This is a genomic window from Segetibacter koreensis DSM 18137 (assembly GCF_000374045.1).
Classification (GTDB): domain Bacteria; phylum Bacteroidota; class Bacteroidia; order Chitinophagales; family Chitinophagaceae; genus Segetibacter; species Segetibacter koreensis.
On record NZ_KB893385.1, the window covers coordinates 208,251 to 224,800 of the forward strand.

Genomic DNA, 16,550 nt, shown 5'->3' on the forward strand with positions numbered 1-16,550 from the left:
AATTTAAAAAAATGAACAACAATTATAATATTATTCGCAAAATAAGAGAACGGGTCTTAAAGAATTTTTACCCGGTTTATCATGCTCCGCTTGTATTTGATATCGGTACACAAACCACTTATAGAAAAGCAGGATATGTAGCATGGCCTGAAAATCATTCTTCTAAATTTAATCAACATAAGGAAGAAGAAAAACAGGAAAGCAAATTAGGAAACAGAGGTTATTTTGCCTACCCAAAAAACAAGTTTTCAGCGTAGCAAGTGTTATTTATTTGGAAACAAAAAACATGTTTCCAGATTTTTCTATCACTTTCTTTTACTTCACTTTTTTTAATTCACATCGCACTTTGTAGTAATTACATTGTGCGATGTTTTTGTTTAATCTCTGTAGCAAGAGTTTTTATAAGCGCTTTATAAGATAAAAATAGAATATTGTAAAGCTTGTCAACCTGTCAGTACAACTCTATTTGGTATTTTATTTGACAAAAGTGATAAAAACTTTCTATATGCAAAAAGGTCAGATAAGAGTACATACTGAGAATATTTTCCCCATCATCAAAAAATTTTTATACAGCGATCATGAAATCTTTATTCGTGAATTGGTAAGTAACGCTGTAGATGCCAGCCAAAAGCTAAAAACACTTACATCAATAGGTGAGGCTAAGGGCAATATAGGTGATTTGCGTATTGATGTTGAACTGGATGCAAAAGAAAAGACAATAAGCATTATTGATCGTGGAGTTGGTATGACACAGGAAGAGGTTGACAAATACCTTAACCAGGTTGCTTTTAGTGGTGCTGAAGAATTTGTAAAGAAATATAAAGGTCAGAACGAAGAAAATATTATTGGAAAATTCGGCTTGGGTTTCTATAGCGCTTTCATGGTAAGTGAAAGGGTGGAAGTTTACACAAAAAGTTATAAAGATGAGCCTGCAACTTACTGGAGTTGTGACGGAAGTCCCGAATTTGAATTGTATTCAATAGAAAAACCTGACAGGGGAACTAAAATAGTACTACATATAAATGAAGAAAGCAAGGAGTTTTTAGACGCCTCCAGAATAAAAGCAATTCTTGAAAAATTCTGCCGGTTTCTGCCCATTCCTATTTATTTTATTGATAAAGGCGCTTCTGCAGAAGACAAAAAAGACCAAGAAAAAGAGGAAGAAAAACCTATTAATAATACTTCTCCCGCCTGGACCAAAAAGCCCTCAGAATTAACCAAAGAAGATTACGAAAACTTTTATAAAGAATTATATCCTTTTAGCGAAACACCGCTATTCTGGATACATCTTAATGTAGATTATCCGTTTAACCTCACCGGTATTTTGTATTTTCCAAAAATCAAGCAGAGCTATGAAATACAGAAAGACAAAATACAACTGTACAGCAACCAGGTATTTGTAACAGACGAGGTAAAAGACGTAGTACCGGAGTTTTTAATGTTACTGCACGGTGTAATTGATAGCCCTGACATCCCTTTGAATGTAAGTCGCAGCTATTTGCAAGGTGATCCCAATGTTAAAAAGATAAACGCTCACATAACACGTAAGGTTGCTGATAAGCTTGAAGAAATATTTAGAAACGAAAGAAACTCTTTTGAGGAAAAATGGGAAAGCTTAGGCTTATTTGTTAAGTATGGCATGATGACAGACGATAAGTTTCTGGAAAAAGCAAATAAGTTTTTGATAATGGAAGATGCTGCCGTAAATGAAGGTGCAAAGAAATTTTATACCCTCGAAGAATACCGTACAGCAGCAGAAGGTTTACAAAAAAATAAAGATGGCAAACTGGTAATAATTTATACGACTGACCCCATACAGCAAGATGCTTATGTGCAGGCAGCACAGGCAAAAGGATATAAAGTTGTTAAGATGGAGACTTTGGTAGATGCTGCATTCATTAACCAGATGGAAATGAAATGGGAAAATGTACAGTTTACTCGTGTAGATGCTGATATTACTGATAATCTCATTGATAAGAATGAGGAGCAGTCAAGTGTTTTAAATAAAGATGAAGAAGAAAAACTAAAAAATCTATTTGGGGTTCAAATACCAGAATTGCATGTTACGGTAGAGGTGAAAGGCTTAAGTGCTGATGCACCTCCTGTTGTTGCTACAAGACCCGAATTTATGCGCCGTATGAAGGACATGGGCGCTATGGGTGGAGGAATGGCAAGCTGGTATGCTAATATGCCCGATGAGGTTACACTAACTGTAAACGGCAATCATAAGATTTATCAAACCCTACTACAGGAAAACAACACGCAGATGCAGGAGAAACAAGTTCGCAACTTGGCGGACCTTGCTTTATTAGGCCAGGGATTATTAAAAGGAAATGCACTTACTTCTTTTATCAACAGAAGTGTAGAATTAATGCAGGGAGAAACAAAATCAAGCTTGATAGTAGAGGCTTAATTCACTATTGATATATAAATTAAAAAAGCCGTCCTGATTTCGTTGGGGCGGCTTTTTTATATAGGACTATTCGAGCCAAATGAGGATAGATTTTAAGCGATAGTAGGAAATGAAGAAAAATAATTATAAATTAACCAAGAAGTAATGTGAATATGCTGAAATCGGTGTGAAGTATTTTGAGCCTATAACTACACGTAATCCAATTATTTTGAAGTAATAAAAGAGGCTGTCTCCTATGTATCAGGACAGCCTCTTTTAATATTGATCCATTGTCGCCTAAATCTTTTTTTCAAATGCTGTTAATGAAAAAATGAACAGTCATTTACACCTTCAATAAACTTGTGAAATAAAAATCCAACTTTTATGTTTGGCAATTTTTTTAACACCCTTGGTTCCATAATTCTAATGCTCTATGGTTCTTTTACAAAACCCGAAAATGCGAAGCTTTATTGGAAACAGTTTATGGTTGAATGCACTTCCATAGGCTTAGGCTCATTGCCTATCGTAGCTATTATATCAATCTTTTTAGGAATGGTAATGACCATACAAACGGCTTATCAGTTAGTAAGTCCGCTGGTGCCGAAAACAATTATTGCCGGCGTGGTAAGAGACTCAGTCATCTTAGAACTTTCTCCAACGGTTATAAGTATTGTACTTGCAGGGGTAGTTGGTTCTAGAATAGCTTCAGAATTGGGAAATATGCGGGTAACAGAACAGATAGATGCGCTAGAAATAATGGGTATTAATACAAAAGCTTACCTTGTTTTGCCAAAAATCGTTGCCTCTGTTCTTATGGTTCCTGCTTTAATTATTATATCAATCAGTCTTTCTCTGATAGGAGGTATAATTGCCGGAACGCTGGCAGACATTGTTCCTATTAACATTTATAAACAAGGATTGATAAATGGATTTGAAGGTTTTACCGTTACAGTTGCTATCGTAAAAGCAGTTGCTTTTTCATTTTCCATCTCTGCCATAAGCTGTTACAACGGTTACTTTGTTAAAGGAGGATCGCTTGAAATCGGCAAAGCATCCACAAAAGCGGTTGTGGTAAGCTGCGTTGCAATACTGGCATTAGATTATGTTATTACTGCATTGATGTTGTAAGAAGTAGTAGACTTTAATAATATTCACTCTTGGTTTTTCGAAATGGTAAAAATCACGGTGGCATTTCTATCTCAGCCCCTCTTTTTTGACGATCAATTGCATTTTCTTCTGATGTCCAAATGAAATACAATTAGCCTTAATGAGTGGTGTTAAAACAACGTTTGCTTAATTTATAGAAGCGGGAATTTTTTAAACTAAAGCAAATCTACTACACATATAACATCCAGGAACCCAATGGAAATGCAGCAGAAAGATTAAATAAAACACCACATGGGAAAATACTAACGTTTGTATTTATTATCGTCTAACTCGTCTTAATCCCTTTGAAGGTAAATTACCTGTGACAACAAAAAGGCAGCATTTAAATAGACCTGATACAAAGTGAGCAGTTAATAAAAATGAATACTTTATTTGAACTTTCTTTAAAATTTCAAAATATGTTTTAGTATAAAAACTAAAGTCGTTTAGTGACTTTATATGATCACCTCCTCCATTAAGAACCTTCACCAGTTCCTTTTGAATGTTATCATGTCCAGGAAATAACTCCAACAAAACATAGCGGGTTTGAGTAATGTGTATTATCTTTTCGGTATTTGAGAGCGAACTGAATATCCCGCCGCTATGATGTCGATAAGTACTCGATACATAATCTAGAAATTTTACTTTGCCAAACTGCGATTGCCAAACAGCTAAATATGTATCCAATCCTCTCGCTTTTTTAAATGATTCGGGTAAGGTTTTGTAATCAAATTTTCTAAAAACACGTGTATGAGTAGGTGCCTGAAAGGGAGCATCCTCAAAAGTATAAGTGTCCTTGGTTTCTCCTCTAAGCTGTTTTTCCTGTATTACAACCCCAGAAGAGTCAACTATGCAACCATTGGTAAAGCACATTACGTAATCTGGATGTCCTTCAAGAAAATCAACCTGCTTTTGTAATTTATTCGGGTCAATCCAATAATCATCGCCCTCACACAGAGCGAGATATTTCCCTCTACAATAAGGAAATACAATGGGTGCTATTTTTTTTCCTAAAGAAAACTGGTTGACTGTTTGATAAATAGGTCTAATTAAATCAGGGTATTTATCTGCATAAGACTTTATAATAGAAGCCGTACTATCAGTCGAACAATCATCATGAATTAAAATTTCAAAAGGGAATGAAGTCTTTTGCATTAGAAAGCCTTCAATGGCGAGTGAAATATATTTTTCATGATTATAGGTTATACATATAATACTCACTAGAGGAACTGCATGCATTTTTTTAGCTTTCGTGTAAGAAATTCTTTTTAGAGTAGTTCACTTAATTCATTCAAATTGACTTAAAATTTCAAATACTAATCTTTAAAATCTTTTAAAATGTCAAAGTACCTATAGTTACTTATACGGAGATTGAGACTTTTTCAGCTGTTGACTTACGAATGTTTCTAATTATGCAATTTTGTCTGTAACGTAAAAATGGGTCTATTTAAGAATTCTCCTAATGAATCATTTCTTACTATGTTACTATTACTTAAACTCTGATAACTAATTTTCCCATCTACTGATTCTGGTACGGCAATATCTACAATCTCCCAAACATCATTAGTACCATTAACTACAAAATCTATCATTTCTTTTTTTGTACCATCCTTAAACAAAAGCTTTTCTCTATCTCCTCTCCAACAAAACCCTAATTGAAAGAACAAGTATTTTGTTTTTGATGCTAAATAATTTAAAGTATTTAAAATTTCTTCTTTTGCTTTATCTATTGATAGGCTTTTATCACCGTAATCGTCACCTACATGATGAAGAACGTTTAAAAGCAGGATAATGTCGAACCATTCATTTTCCAGCTCACTTTCAAAAGACAGGTATCTGTCAAAGACAGTAATTTTGTCGTCATATTTCAAAAGTGACGATGCTTCTTTAACAAATTCTGCATGTTCTTTATTTCCTTCATAGAAAACAACAGATGATGCCCCTTTATTAATCATCTCAAATGAAAAAAACCCAGTATTACCTCCAACATCAAGTATTTTTTTACCCTCTGGATGCACTAGCGACAAGATATAATTCAAACGCTCTTCTTCAAAACGGGATTTAACAACAATATCGTTATTGCCAATCAGCCTTTTTAAGTTTCTCGCTAAAATTTGATAGTTTGAATGTTTGCTTGTATTAGCATAAAGTTGTCTTAATTTATCGATTTTATTTTCCATTTTTACTTATTTCCTTTTCATGCTCAAAAATTTCGAAAGTATCTGGACGCGCGTAAATATCATTTGCAATTAATGAATAATATTCATCAAAAAATTCCTTTTTTGAATAGTTATGAAAAGCTATTTTATTTTTTTGAACTTGATCTTCAATAATTCCACCTGACCAAAAGTATTTTATATTAGGTCTATATTCAAATTTAAAATTATTCTCTATTAACCCATAGTCATAAAGAAATTTGTGAAACAAATCCATCTGTGCATCTAGTATAAGTTGGGATGGGCCCCACAGCCTGGGGTTTGCTTCTATCATATAGAATTGGTCATTACTAAATTTTACTTCTACCATTACCAAACCTGTAAAGCCTCTTTTTACAAATAACTCAATAAAATCACCAGCTATCTTATTTTCATGAATATCTGACGATTTAGCAGCAATTATTGAACGTCCGTTAGATTGTTGTATTAAATTCTCCTGCGAGTAGGTAGAAACATCTCCTTTTCGTGGGAAATAAAATAATAAGTAGTAACTATTACCTCCGATAAATTCCTGGAAGTAAAAATCGTCAGAATCGAATTTATCTCTGTTTTTATAAAATACGTTTGAGTTATAAACCAGCGATGGCTTGTGAATCGAACCCGACTTTGCAGTATAGCTTTTAGGTTTTGCCACAAACGGAACTGAAAACTTATTGGATAGAGTCAACTCGATGGGAGTTTTAATATTATTTTGATTGCATAATTTGCCGAAGCTGTATTTATTTGAAACTTCTTCGTACAATTCCTTTTTGCACAGCGGCACAATAAAACCTAAATCTTCAATATCACTTCTGTAGTTTATTAAAAAACGATTTAAATACTCGGTGGAAGGTATTATTAGTGTTTCCTCACTCAAAACTAATTCTTTAAAAACCTGAAATTCTTCTAAAGAAAATGTCTTTGATTTCCTTATATAAATAACCTTACTTTTATAAACAGTCTTTAATATACAATCTGTTTCATTTGAGGCAATGATATTTATATTTATATTGTTTAAATCACAAATCCTACAAAATGAAATTATGGCTCTTTGGTTAAATCCCGAAAATATAAGTACCCCTCTTTTAAATTTTTTCATATTAAATAAATTTTTATCAGAAAAGCTAGCACCACGGATTTATTTACAGAAAAAATTTCATAATAATTATATCCATATTTCTGTCAATTCAATCTGAAAAAAAGAAATTCAATTCATTTAATCTATTCAAGTTATTAATATACAAAAGCTTTAATTGTTTTTCAAATATTGGTAAAGTTTTATTTTAGGAAGTGAAGGTCTCGCTTATTTATGCTACTGAAATAGTCAGTTTAAACTTTTAACTTGCGGATCGCTATTATATTAGTATTAATAATTTTGTGAGCGTAATAATGCTCTGCAAATCATATCAACTTCCTCCATTGATAAATCATGGTAAAGGGGCAAACATAAGACTCTTGATGCCACATCCGATGATATTTTTACTTCTTGTTTAGGAAGAATATAATTTAAAGTTTCTAAGGAAGGGTAAAAATACCTTCTGGGGTGAACATAAATGCCCTGGAGAGCTCTGATATTTTTTAACAGAACTGCTTCACTTTCAAAAAGAACGGGATAATATGCGAAATTAAAGCCAGGCAAAGGATTACGAATAGGTTTACCTACTTTTAGAGAAAGTAGCATATAATTATACCGCTCCCAAAGCTGTTGGCGGCGTTCAAGAATTTGATTAATGTATTTTAAGTTGCACAAGCCCATTGCAGCATGAAACTCACAGTTTTTACCATTTATTCCCAAACCGTGAAAATTATCCGGTCCGGCAAACCCAAAATTACGCATGTGTGCAATTTCCTTGGCCACAACTGCATCATGAGTAACTATTGCTCCCCCTTCTATCGTATGAAATAATTTAGTGGCATGAAAACTGAGGGTGCTTATGTCCCCATAATGAAATACTGATCTATTTTTATAACTTGAACCAAATGCATGTGCGCCATCGAAAATGACCTTCAAATTATGTTTGTCAGCAATGGCTTCTATGTCTTTTATCTCACAAGGATTTCCAAAAACATGAGTTGCAAGAATGGCGCTCGTTTGCGGGGTAATTGCATCCTCAATTAAAGCGGGGTTTATATTATAAGTAGCAGGGTCGATGTCAACAAACACAGGCTTACATCCTTCCCAAACAATACTGCTGCTGGTAGCTACAAAAGAAAAAGGAGTAGTAATAATTTCGCCTTTTAGTCCTAAAACTTTGATTGCTAGCTGAAGAGCTATTGTACCATTAGTAACATAAAATAAATGCGGTACATCTAAAAATTTTTTTAGTTGTAGTTCAAGCTCATTTAGCAACGGACCGTTATTGGTAAGCCATTCTCTACTCCAAATACCTTTTAAATACTCGTCATACTCCTCTTTGGGAGGTAAGAACGGTTTAGTTACATTTATCATATAAAATATTAAAAAGACTAACCCTATTACAAGATAAAAATATTTAATAATATTAAATATTTTTATTTAAATACCGGCGAGCTATAAAGGTTCTTTCATTATGCCTATAACTGATTTAATCTTGCAACCTATATAAAATTCTCACGTCTTTATTCAAAATCATGCTATACTCTTGTTTCTATTGCAACTTGTCTGGTATATCCTTATCAATAAAACATGTTATTTCATCTTGCGTAAGATTTTCAATTTGTGAAACCCTGAATGACTGTCTTTTAATTGTTTCCTCGAATATATTTCTTACAGATCTTGCATTGGAGTTGAAAAGGCCCGATTCGTAATACTTATCAATTAAGAACTCTATTTTATGTTTTGCGCCTTTAGATAATCGATTATGATAATCAGCTGACATTTTTTGAAATATTTGACTCAGCTCTTCTTTTGAATAATCTGGAAAGTGCAACGTTTTGGAAAATCTTGACTTTAGCCCGGGATTCGAAGAAAGCAATTCGTCAATTTGTTTAGGATAGCCAGCAATTATAACTACAATTTTTTCTCTGTTATCTTCCATTAGTTTTAAAAGGGTTTCAACTGCTTCGTTACCGAAATCACTGCCGGTTTTAAAAAGAGAATATGCTTCGTCAATAAAAAGAATACCTCCTAAGGCACTTTCAAAAACTCTTTGTGTTTTTGGCGCTGTATGTCCCACATATTGTCCAACAAGATCAGCTCTGCTTACTTCAACTACTTTGTTTGAAGACAAAAGACCTATGTCGTAATAAATTTGTCCTAAAAGCCTGGCTACTGTTGTTTTGCCTGTTCCGGGATTTCCCGTAAAAACAAGGTGCAATGTTGAAGGCGTAACAGGTAACTTGAATTCAATTCTTTTTTTTCTAAATTGAGCTAAACTCTTTAGCTCTTGAATTTCGAGTTTTATTGTATTTAGACCAATTAAGTTAGATAGTTCAATTTGTTGTTCCGATTGTTCATTAATGTCAGCTAACTGAGAGTTAGTTTTCGCTATGCTGACCTTTCTGTTTTTACCAATGCTTATTTTGCCTTGTAAAAAGTATGCCTCCAATTCCTCTTTGTTTGCAACCAGGTAATTGGTTGACATTATATCTAACATAAAAAGAGTTTCCAGGAAAATGTCTTCAAAACGTGGAAACGTCTCGTAAAAAGAGTCGAGCAACTCATACGTTTTACCTATGTCTGTTTTAATGGTTTTGCGTCTTACATAACTTATTTCATAACCCCCGGTCTTTGTTGCAGCAACAGATAATTTAATTTTTTTTAAGCGAAAAGATTCAAGTCCAAAATCAACAGTAAATTTAAACCCCTTGTGCAACAGTTCTGACACATCGCTTATAAATAGTTTATTGTTTGCAAAATTGACTGACTGATAAATTACATAATTAATACCGTTGTTCACAGATTTTAAATAAACGAACATTAATTTAAGAATTGCCCTTTCAGGATTAAAATCAATAGCTTGCTCTAAGTCTTCAAAGTCTTTCCGGTTATAGTCATTTTGGCCAGTTGTATAAACAGTGATAAATGTAATGTTGTCAATTTTCTTAAACCGATGGTTTAAAACTGCTGGCACACCTTTGTATTCTAATAATAATTTCGGCATATTTAAAAGTTCGTTTGATCGACTTTGCAAAATGAAATATAAATCAGGTAATTCATCTAGAATTATATTTTTTAAAAATGGTTGTTAAAAGATCAATAACAAAGAAAATATCTCCGCTCTTTTTTTAAGCATACTTATTTTTTTATTAAAAAATATGTGTTTATTACGGTCAAAAGGTAGTTAATAAAATATATCTGTCTTCTAATAAAAAACCCCTTAACAGGTACACCTGTTGAAGGGGCAAAACCAAAACCAGAAACATTTATTTTTTAATTCTACTTTGCTCACTTTCTAAACCAGTTGAACGATTTCTTGCTTCTTTAATAGTGCTGCTTCCTAAACGATAAGTAAAAGTCAGGCGGAAAACGCGGGTCTCAGGCTTTTGTAAAAGGTTATAATTTACATTGCTTAGCGTGCTGTGTATTTTTTGTTGTCTTGTGTTAAATATATCACTCCCCGAAAATTTAATGTTAGCCTTTTTGTTTGCTAATGATTTATTTAATCCAAAGTCTACGCCATATTCACTTCCTATATTCAATGTTCCATAAACCATGGAAGACCTGTAATTTCCTGATACTTCAGCGGCAAATGCTTTGGGCAATGTAAAGTTGTGATTGCTGCTGAAATAAAAGCTTGTTTTGTTCGCTTTCAATTCAAGCCCTTCAAGACCTGTTGTATGATATTGGTTGTTGAAAGCAGTAATTGTATTATTAGCACTCCACCATTTGCTTATTGTAACAGGGGCATTAATGGTAAGGTTATAAAAGTTTGCGTTTTTTACATTGGCAGAAGTTTGATAAAGACCCTTTCTTAAAGTGTCTGGTAAGATAACATCTGTAATGATGTCCTTGGTCAAGCTATAGCCAAAAGTAGCAGTATATTTTCTTTTAAACATGTAGGTAAGTTCAAAAGAATGAGTGTATTGAGGATTAAGGAATGGATTACCTTTTTGAAAAGTGTACTGGTCAAGATAGTAAACAAATGGATTTAAAGCATCATAACTCGGACGGTCGATACGGCGACTGTAAGAGAATGTTGCGCTATGTTTGTCGTTGAATGATTGGTTGATAAATAAGCTCGGAAATAAATCGAAGTAGTTTCTTTTTACGATTTTATTTTCTGTAATAGAGTTGCCTTTTGAAATGGTTTTTTCTGCACGAACGCCAAATTGAATTGAAGTGGTTTTAAATTGCTTGTTTGCATTTAGATAGCCTGCATGAATTGTTTCATCATAAACAAAATGGTTGCTGCGGGTGATATTATTTTTCCAGCTATCGTTTTCAAGCTCTTCGAAGTTCAGGTCGTTATCTGTACGAACAATGCTGCTTTTTAAGCCTGCTTCCACCTTTATAGTTTTTGAAACAGGGTAAACATAATCAGCTTTAATAGATTTAATATTAATTGTAGATGGAGTTGTATTCCGGTTTAAATAAGGAGCTTTAAAAGTCTCACCAGCATTGTCAAGAAAATAGTTATCATAAGTAGTAAAGTCTCTCGAAGTATTATGAGAATAATCTGCATCTATAGTAAGCTCTTGTCCTAAACTGTCTAAAACCCCTTTATAATTAATGTTATAAGCCATATTTCTGTAATGTCCGTTGTTGTCGCCGATTACATCAATTGTCGAATCGGTTCCCTTCTCTGTATTGCCAATTTTAGTAAGGTTTTTAGAAAAGTTCTTTCCATTGTTTATATAACCATTAACCAGGATTCCCAAAGTGTTTTTCGAATTAATGAAGAAATCCGCACCAGCTTTAAAGTTGTTGTTGCTGTAGTTTCTGTCTTCAACCTGTTTTTGGGAAAAATAAGTGTTTTGATTGTAAAGGCGGGTTACTCTATTTATATTTAATGTTCTGCCTGTATGATTGTTGCCATAGTTATAGTTGCCAAAAACATTCAGCCTGTCGTTACGATGATTTAAGGTTAAGCCTGTATTGTTTTTATAATCATTTCCATATCCGCCACCGATGGTTGCTGTACCATTAGTGCCTACCGTTTTACTCTTTTTGGTTTTAATATTAATGATACCTGAATTACCCGCGGCATCATATTTGGCAGATGGATTGGTAATAAATTCAATGCTTTCTACCTGGTTGCTTTGCATCGTTTTTAATAACTGCGCGAGTTCATTATTGCTCATATAGGTTGGCTTACCATCTATCATAACTAACACGCCACTTTTCCCATTCATTGAGATGTTGCCATCTTTGTCTACAATAATTCCGGGAGCTTTTTCCAAAACTTCCATAACTGTTGAACCTGCAGAAATTGTACTGTTTTCTACATTGAGTACAGTCCGGTCTATCTTACGTTCGATAAAAGGTTTCTTTGCTGTAACCGTAACTGCTTTTAAAGCTTTGGCATTTGCATTTAATACTATTGAAGGCACATTTATTTCGGCCGCGTTGTCAGTTACAGCTATTGATTTTTTTAGCTCATTATATCCTGTCATTGTTGCTGAAATCAAATACTTGCCGGGTGCAACATTTTTAAAACCATAATTTCCAACAGAGTCTGTCATGGTGGTTTTTACCAATGAAGAGTCTTGTAACTTGAAAAGACTAATGGTAGCATAAGTAAGCGCGTTGCTATTTTCATCAGTAACATTGCCTGATAAAACGGTAGTAGAAGTTTTTAACTGAGTCAAATTTTCCTGGGCTTTTGTAGCTGTTGCAACAAGCAAAAGAACAGCGGCAAGAAAGGTTGTTAAGCGTTTCATATCTGTTTGTTTTGATTTTTAATTTTGATGAAACAAAGAGATATAAAAACAAAAACGTTTGAAAATGATTAAAGACGAATGACTGAAAGAGGGAGAAGAGTGCCGATTAGAGGTGACGAAAGCCTGGAAGCGTTTACCGATTTTACTATAATTATTATTCAGCTACAATTCTTAATGACGGACGATTGTTATAAAAGACAACTTTTATAGGCCTTTTTACTATTAGTCTTTCATCGGGCGAAAACCGTCATTCATCAGTAAAACCAACCCTCGATTTTTTTAGTTACTCTAATTTGCAGGCAAAACTCAAGCTTCAGCATACATATAATAAATGATAAAAAATTAAGTGTTTATGGAAATAATCGTCATCGTATTTCAACTCGTTCTGCTTTTGTTTCATCAGGCTACTACTCTCGTTAATTTTTATCCTTTTAATAATGTAAGAAACTATACCATTAAAGAAAGATTACTGGAATGTTTTGTTAATGGCGTTATTATGGCAGTGCCAGTGATTGGATGGGTTTTTAGAATAAAATGGATGGTGACCGCTTCTCTTTTTATTTACCCTGTTCTACTAGCAGGCGAATACCTGAACTGGTGGAAGCATTATTTGTTTAACCCAACAGAAGAATGGATTAAAACGTATGACCGAATATTTAAAGAAACCATAATTGTATTACCACCTATAAAAAATAACCCAATACCCAACCTGGAACATACTATTCTCCATTCGCTTACTTTAGAGACCACTGTTGTTACTTATATTTACTATTTCACCCGTTAAAATGACAGCCAGACCCTTCTATAAAAGTAAACATGTAGCTATACCCTTAGCAGGGCTTGCTGTTAATACCATTCTCGGCGAAACCCTTGTTTATATAAACAACGGTCGATTGCTACCACTTGTGGCTGTGCGACAATACCTTACGGAAGCGTGGCCGATTATTTTACAAACTATTGCCCTTTTTTACCTTGTTTATTACACCGTAAATTACTTCAATAAAAAGTACGCTTCTGCCCCTAACTCAATCAGTCGTTTTTTGCAGGAAATCCTGTTTGTCTCTATCGCTGGTTTTATCGTTCAGGAAATTTTTAGGTTCTTGTTCATTAAGTATACAGTCGTTGCTGAAAGCCCGGCTACCCTTAACCCCAAGTTGAGACAATTGCAAATGATGAGCATGACTTTCCTGCTTGTTATTTATGCGATGGTCACCAGCTTCCGCATTTTTCAATACCTGCAGCAGAAGCAGCTTGAGCTGGTACAATGGCAAAGAGAATATACGCAATCTCAGTTTGAAGGATTGAAGAACCAGTTAAATCCGCATTTCCTTTTTAACAGCCTTAGCATATTGACTTCACTTGTGTATACTGACGCTGATAAAGCTGAAGAATTTATTGGGAAATTGTCGAAAAGTTATCGTTATCTACTGGAGCAAAAGGACAAAGAAAAGGTGCCGCTGAAGAAGGAGATGGAGTTTTTTGAAGGATATAAATACCTGGTGGAGCAAAGATTTGGCAAAAAGCTACAATTTAAAGTGCAGGTAAATGAAACGGAGTTGAATAAAGAATTGCCACCACATTCGTTGATGATTGCTTTGGAATACATTATTGCCAACAACGCTATGTCTGCAGCAAAACCACTTGTCGTAGAATTAAGCACAGAAGACAATGATTTACTTATAAACTACTGTTGCCAGGCAAAGTCACAAATAGAAGGCAACAGTGAAAAACAATTGATGACACTAAAAGAACGATACAGTTACTTGTTGCCTGAACGACCGATGCAAATCATTTCACACGGAGAAACAAGTACAATACTTTATCCTTTGTTATAAAATGAATAATCTGTCGCTGTCATATAAACCTGTTTCTACACTGAAGCTGACATTAATTGTCATGTTGAGCATCAGTATTGTTTTTCCCTTGTTGTTTGCTTATATCAATGATGAAATGACAAGGCAGATACTGCTGCGGGAACTGTTTTTTACTCCACTCCGAATTGGCGGCATTACCATAATTGCGTACGCTGTTATCCAGGTCATTAACTTTTTCATAAAAGGATATCAAACCAATCCTATCCGCTACTTTCTCGAATTGCCTGTTATATGGTTTTTTACTTATTGGTGGCTGATTTTTGTAGTTCAAAAAATCGAAGCTCCTGTTCGCCATGTCGAATCCTTTCCTACCGACACATGGGTTTTCAGACAATATATCGGGCTTTTCATGATAGCAACGGTGTTTATTTTTGTTTTTCAATCAGGACTTAATTTTTATAAACTTGCGCAGCAAAAAGCGGCACAGGCAGAGCAGCTACAAAAGGAATTTGCGCAGGTACGTTTACAGGCTCTCAGAAGCCAGGTAAACCCTCACTTTTTATTTAATAGCCTTAGCGTTTTGTCTTCTCTTGTACACGTCAATGCAGAATTGTCAGAACGATTTATTATTCAATTATCGCGCGCTTACAGGTATATTTTGGACCAAAAAGAACTCGAACTGGTAACATTAAAAAAGGAATTGGAATTTCTTGATGCATATTTCTTTTTATTGCAAATCCGGTTCGAGCAAAAAGTGCAGTTAATACGGGAAATCAATATAGACATTGAGAACTATAAATTACCACCGCTGACATTACAATTGCTAATAGAAAATGCAGTAAAGCACAACAAAATGTCTGCTTCACATCCTTTGACAATAACCGTGAAAACCGTTGAAGAAAATCTTGTGGTGGAAAATAATATTAATACAAGAGACCAAAATGAAACATCGACAGGAATTGGACTTGAAAATATCAGGAGCCGTTATGCCATGGTAACTGATAAAAAAATAATTATTGAAAAAACAGATGACTACTTCAGGGCAACAATCCCATTATTAAAATCATAAGAAATGAAAGTTGTTATTGTAGAAGATGAGCATTTAACCGCACAAAGGCTGCAGGGGATGTTAAAAAGATATGATGCAGATATTGATGTGTTGGCTGAACTTCCATCGGTGAGTGAAGCCATTGACTGGTTCAAAAATAATCCTGACCCAGACCTTGTCTTTATGGATATTCATCTTGAAGATGGTCAAAGCTTTAGCATCTTTGAAAATATTAACCTTCAAATTCCGGTAATTTTCACAACCGCGTATGATGAATACACCATTCAGGCATTTAAGGTCAATAGTGTTGACTACCTGATGAAGCCTTTGAATTATGATGAGTTGGTGCAGGCAATTGAAAAATACAAGCGGATTCATGCGCAACCTCATGAAGAAAATCAGAGTGTTGAGATGTTATTGAAATCATTGCATAAGAAAGAACCCGGGTACAAAGACCGGTTTCTGGTTTCTATTGGTTCTCGTTTAAAAACCATAGAAACCAATGAAATCAATTATTTCTACAGTGCAGAAAAAATCACTTTCCTGGTCACGAAAGACAACCAGCGCTTTCCCATAGATCACAGCTTAGACAGGCTGTCAATGATGCTAAACCCAAAAGAATATTATCGAGTTAACCGGCAGATGATAGTCAGGTTAAATGGTATTGCCAACATTCACGTATTTCCAAAGGGTAAAATAAAATTGGATCTTATACCGGTCATGAAAGAAGATGTATTTGTAAGTTTGGATAAAGTGGTTGAGTTTAAAGACTGGCTGGGAAAGTAGTGTGCTTAAAAAAGGGCAGTATTAAACAATGAATGAAGTGTTAACTAAAGGATAGGATTACACCGCATTGTCGGCAGCATCTTTAACTGCTATCAAAGTTCCCAAATAAAAAGTCGCTCGTGAAATTCTTTATTTATTAAAGCTTTCACTTGCATGACTACTAATGATTTAGCTTATACCTACTATCCCTATTGTTAGGTCAACACTCTCCCAATAGTTTTTTTCAACTGTTATAAATATCTAGAGGATAAGGCACTTTGACCGAAATCATCATACATTCTCGCTTCGGTCATAAAAAAGCTGCTATTAACTATCAAACTTTATGGCATAGAATAGAGGAAATAAGTTTATTACATATTCAAGGCTCA

General features: G+C 34.3%; 13 protein-coding genes and 1 pseudogene. 8 read left to right on the top strand and 6 right to left on the bottom strand.

The features are described 5' to 3' along the window. The first annotated feature begins 11 nt into the window (after window positions 1-11). The 4 genes and pseudogenes from B154_RS0126015 to B154_RS34085 all read left to right on the top strand — a co-directional run bounded on the left by B154_RS0126015 (window position 12) and on the right by B154_RS34085 (window position 3,537). Complete coding sequence (locus tag B154_RS0126015) at window positions 12-257, top strand: hypothetical protein (protein WP_018617293.1); 246 nt, start codon at window positions 12-14, stop codon at window positions 255-257. 248 nt (window positions 258-505) lie between these two features. Further along, window positions 506-2,413: a molecular chaperone HtpG gene (gene htpG / locus B154_RS0126020; protein WP_018617294.1), complete on the top strand. Its 1,908-nt coding sequence runs from the start codon at window positions 506-508 to the stop codon at window positions 2,411-2,413. A 462-nt stretch (window positions 2,414-2,875) separates the two neighbouring features. Beyond that, a pseudogene (locus B154_RS0126025) lies at window positions 2,876-3,499 on the top strand (MlaE family ABC transporter permease); the annotation flags it as partial. Continuing rightward, window positions 3,469-3,537, top strand: a complete 69-nt coding sequence (locus B154_RS34085) for a hypothetical protein (RefSeq protein WP_483826381.1) — start codon at window positions 3,469-3,471, stop codon at window positions 3,535-3,537. The pseudogene B154_RS0126025 and the gene B154_RS34085, both read left to right, overlap by 31 nt. 280 nt (window positions 3,538-3,817) lie before the next feature. Here B154_RS34085 and B154_RS29825 read toward each other — a convergent pair whose 3' ends face one another. The 6 genes from B154_RS29825 to B154_RS0126060 all read right to left on the bottom strand — a co-directional run bounded on the left by B154_RS29825 (window position 3,818) and on the right by B154_RS0126060 (window position 12,534). Next, complete coding sequence (locus tag B154_RS29825; protein WP_018617296.1) at window positions 3,818-4,777, bottom strand: glycosyltransferase family 2 protein; 960 nt, start codon at window positions 4,775-4,777, stop codon at window positions 3,818-3,820. A 167-nt stretch (window positions 4,778-4,944) separates the two neighbouring features. After that, window positions 4,945-5,718 (bottom strand): class I SAM-dependent methyltransferase, encoded by a 774-nt coding sequence (locus tag B154_RS0126035; RefSeq protein ID WP_018617297.1) that lies wholly within the window; start codon window positions 5,716-5,718, stop codon window positions 4,945-4,947. Beyond that, complete coding sequence (locus tag B154_RS0126040) at window positions 5,708-6,832, bottom strand: ATP-grasp domain-containing protein (RefSeq protein WP_018617298.1); 1,125 nt, start codon at window positions 6,830-6,832, stop codon at window positions 5,708-5,710. The genes B154_RS0126035 and B154_RS0126040 overlap by 11 nt, the downstream gene beginning before the upstream one ends. A gap of 267 nt (window positions 6,833-7,099) precedes the next feature. Then, entirely contained in the window at window positions 7,100-8,182 is a 1,083-nt protein-coding gene (locus B154_RS0126045) for a DegT/DnrJ/EryC1/StrS family aminotransferase (protein ID WP_018617299.1), read from the bottom strand. Window positions 8,183-8,360: 178 nt separating this feature from the next. Next, window positions 8,361-9,815 (bottom strand): AAA family ATPase, encoded by a 1,455-nt coding sequence (locus B154_RS32045; protein WP_018617300.1) that lies wholly within the window; start codon window positions 9,813-9,815, stop codon window positions 8,361-8,363. Window positions 9,816-10,077: 262 nt separating this feature from the next. Beyond that, window positions 10,078-12,534, bottom strand: a complete 2,457-nt coding sequence (locus B154_RS0126060; protein ID WP_018617302.1) for an outer membrane beta-barrel protein — start codon at window positions 12,532-12,534, stop codon at window positions 10,078-10,080. A gap of 352 nt (window positions 12,535-12,886) precedes the next feature. Between B154_RS0126060 and B154_RS0126070 the strand changes: the two genes are divergently transcribed. From B154_RS0126070 to B154_RS0126085, 4 genes are read left to right on the top strand one after another with little or no spacing between them, the layout of a single operon-like run. Continuing rightward, window positions 12,887-13,318, top strand: a complete 432-nt coding sequence (locus tag B154_RS0126070; protein WP_018617304.1) for a hypothetical protein — start codon at window positions 12,887-12,889, stop codon at window positions 13,316-13,318. A 1-nt stretch (window position 13,319) separates the two neighbouring features. Beyond that, window positions 13,320-14,369: a sensor histidine kinase gene (locus tag B154_RS31120; protein WP_018617305.1), complete on the top strand. Its 1,050-nt coding sequence runs from the start codon at window positions 13,320-13,322 to the stop codon at window positions 14,367-14,369. A gap of 1 nt (window position 14,370) precedes the next feature. After that, window positions 14,371-15,417, top strand: a complete 1,047-nt coding sequence (locus B154_RS31125) for a sensor histidine kinase (protein WP_018617306.1) — start codon at window positions 14,371-14,373, stop codon at window positions 15,415-15,417. A 3-nt stretch (window positions 15,418-15,420) separates the two neighbouring features. Further along, on the top strand, window positions 15,421-16,182 hold the full coding sequence (locus tag B154_RS0126085; protein WP_018617307.1) for a LytR/AlgR family response regulator transcription factor: 762 nt from the start codon (window positions 15,421-15,423) through the stop codon (window positions 16,180-16,182). The last annotated feature ends 368 nt before the right edge of the window (window positions 16,183-16,550 follow it).

What these genes read in the sequence shown, in the direction of transcription:
- htpG (WP_018617294.1), top strand. Translation starts at nt 506, where the DNA reads ATGCAAAAAGGTCAGATAAGAGTACATACTGAGAATATTTTCCCCATC.
- B154_RS0126015 (WP_018617293.1), top strand. Translation starts at nt 12, where the DNA reads ATGAACAACAATTATAATATTATTCGCAAAATAAGAGAACGGGTCTTA.
- B154_RS0126045 (WP_018617299.1), bottom strand. Translation starts at nt 8,182, where the DNA reads ATGATAAATGTAACTAAACCGTTCTTACCTCCCAAAGAGGAGTATGAC.
- B154_RS0126040 (WP_018617298.1), bottom strand. Translation starts at nt 6,832, where the DNA reads ATGAAAAAATTTAAAAGAGGGGTACTTATATTTTCGGGATTTAACCAA.
- B154_RS0126060 (WP_018617302.1), bottom strand. Translation starts at nt 12,534, where the DNA reads ATGAAACGCTTAACAACCTTTCTTGCCGCTGTTCTTTTGCTTGTTGCA.
- B154_RS29825 (WP_018617296.1), bottom strand. Translation starts at nt 4,777, where the DNA reads ATGCATGCAGTTCCTCTAGTGAGTATTATATGTATAACCTATAATCAT.
- B154_RS32045 (WP_018617300.1), bottom strand. Translation starts at nt 9,815, where the DNA reads ATGCCGAAATTATTATTAGAATACAAAGGTGTGCCAGCAGTTTTAAAC.
- B154_RS31120 (WP_018617305.1), top strand. Translation starts at nt 13,320, where the DNA reads ATGACAGCCAGACCCTTCTATAAAAGTAAACATGTAGCTATACCCTTA.
- B154_RS0126070 (WP_018617304.1), top strand. Translation starts at nt 12,887, where the DNA reads ATGGAAATAATCGTCATCGTATTTCAACTCGTTCTGCTTTTGTTTCAT.
- B154_RS0126035 (WP_018617297.1), bottom strand. Translation starts at nt 5,718, where the DNA reads ATGGAAAATAAAATCGATAAATTAAGACAACTTTATGCTAATACAAGC.
- B154_RS31125 (WP_018617306.1), top strand. Translation starts at nt 14,371, where the DNA reads ATGAATAATCTGTCGCTGTCATATAAACCTGTTTCTACACTGAAGCTG.
- B154_RS0126085 (WP_018617307.1), top strand. Translation starts at nt 15,421, where the DNA reads ATGAAAGTTGTTATTGTAGAAGATGAGCATTTAACCGCACAAAGGCTG.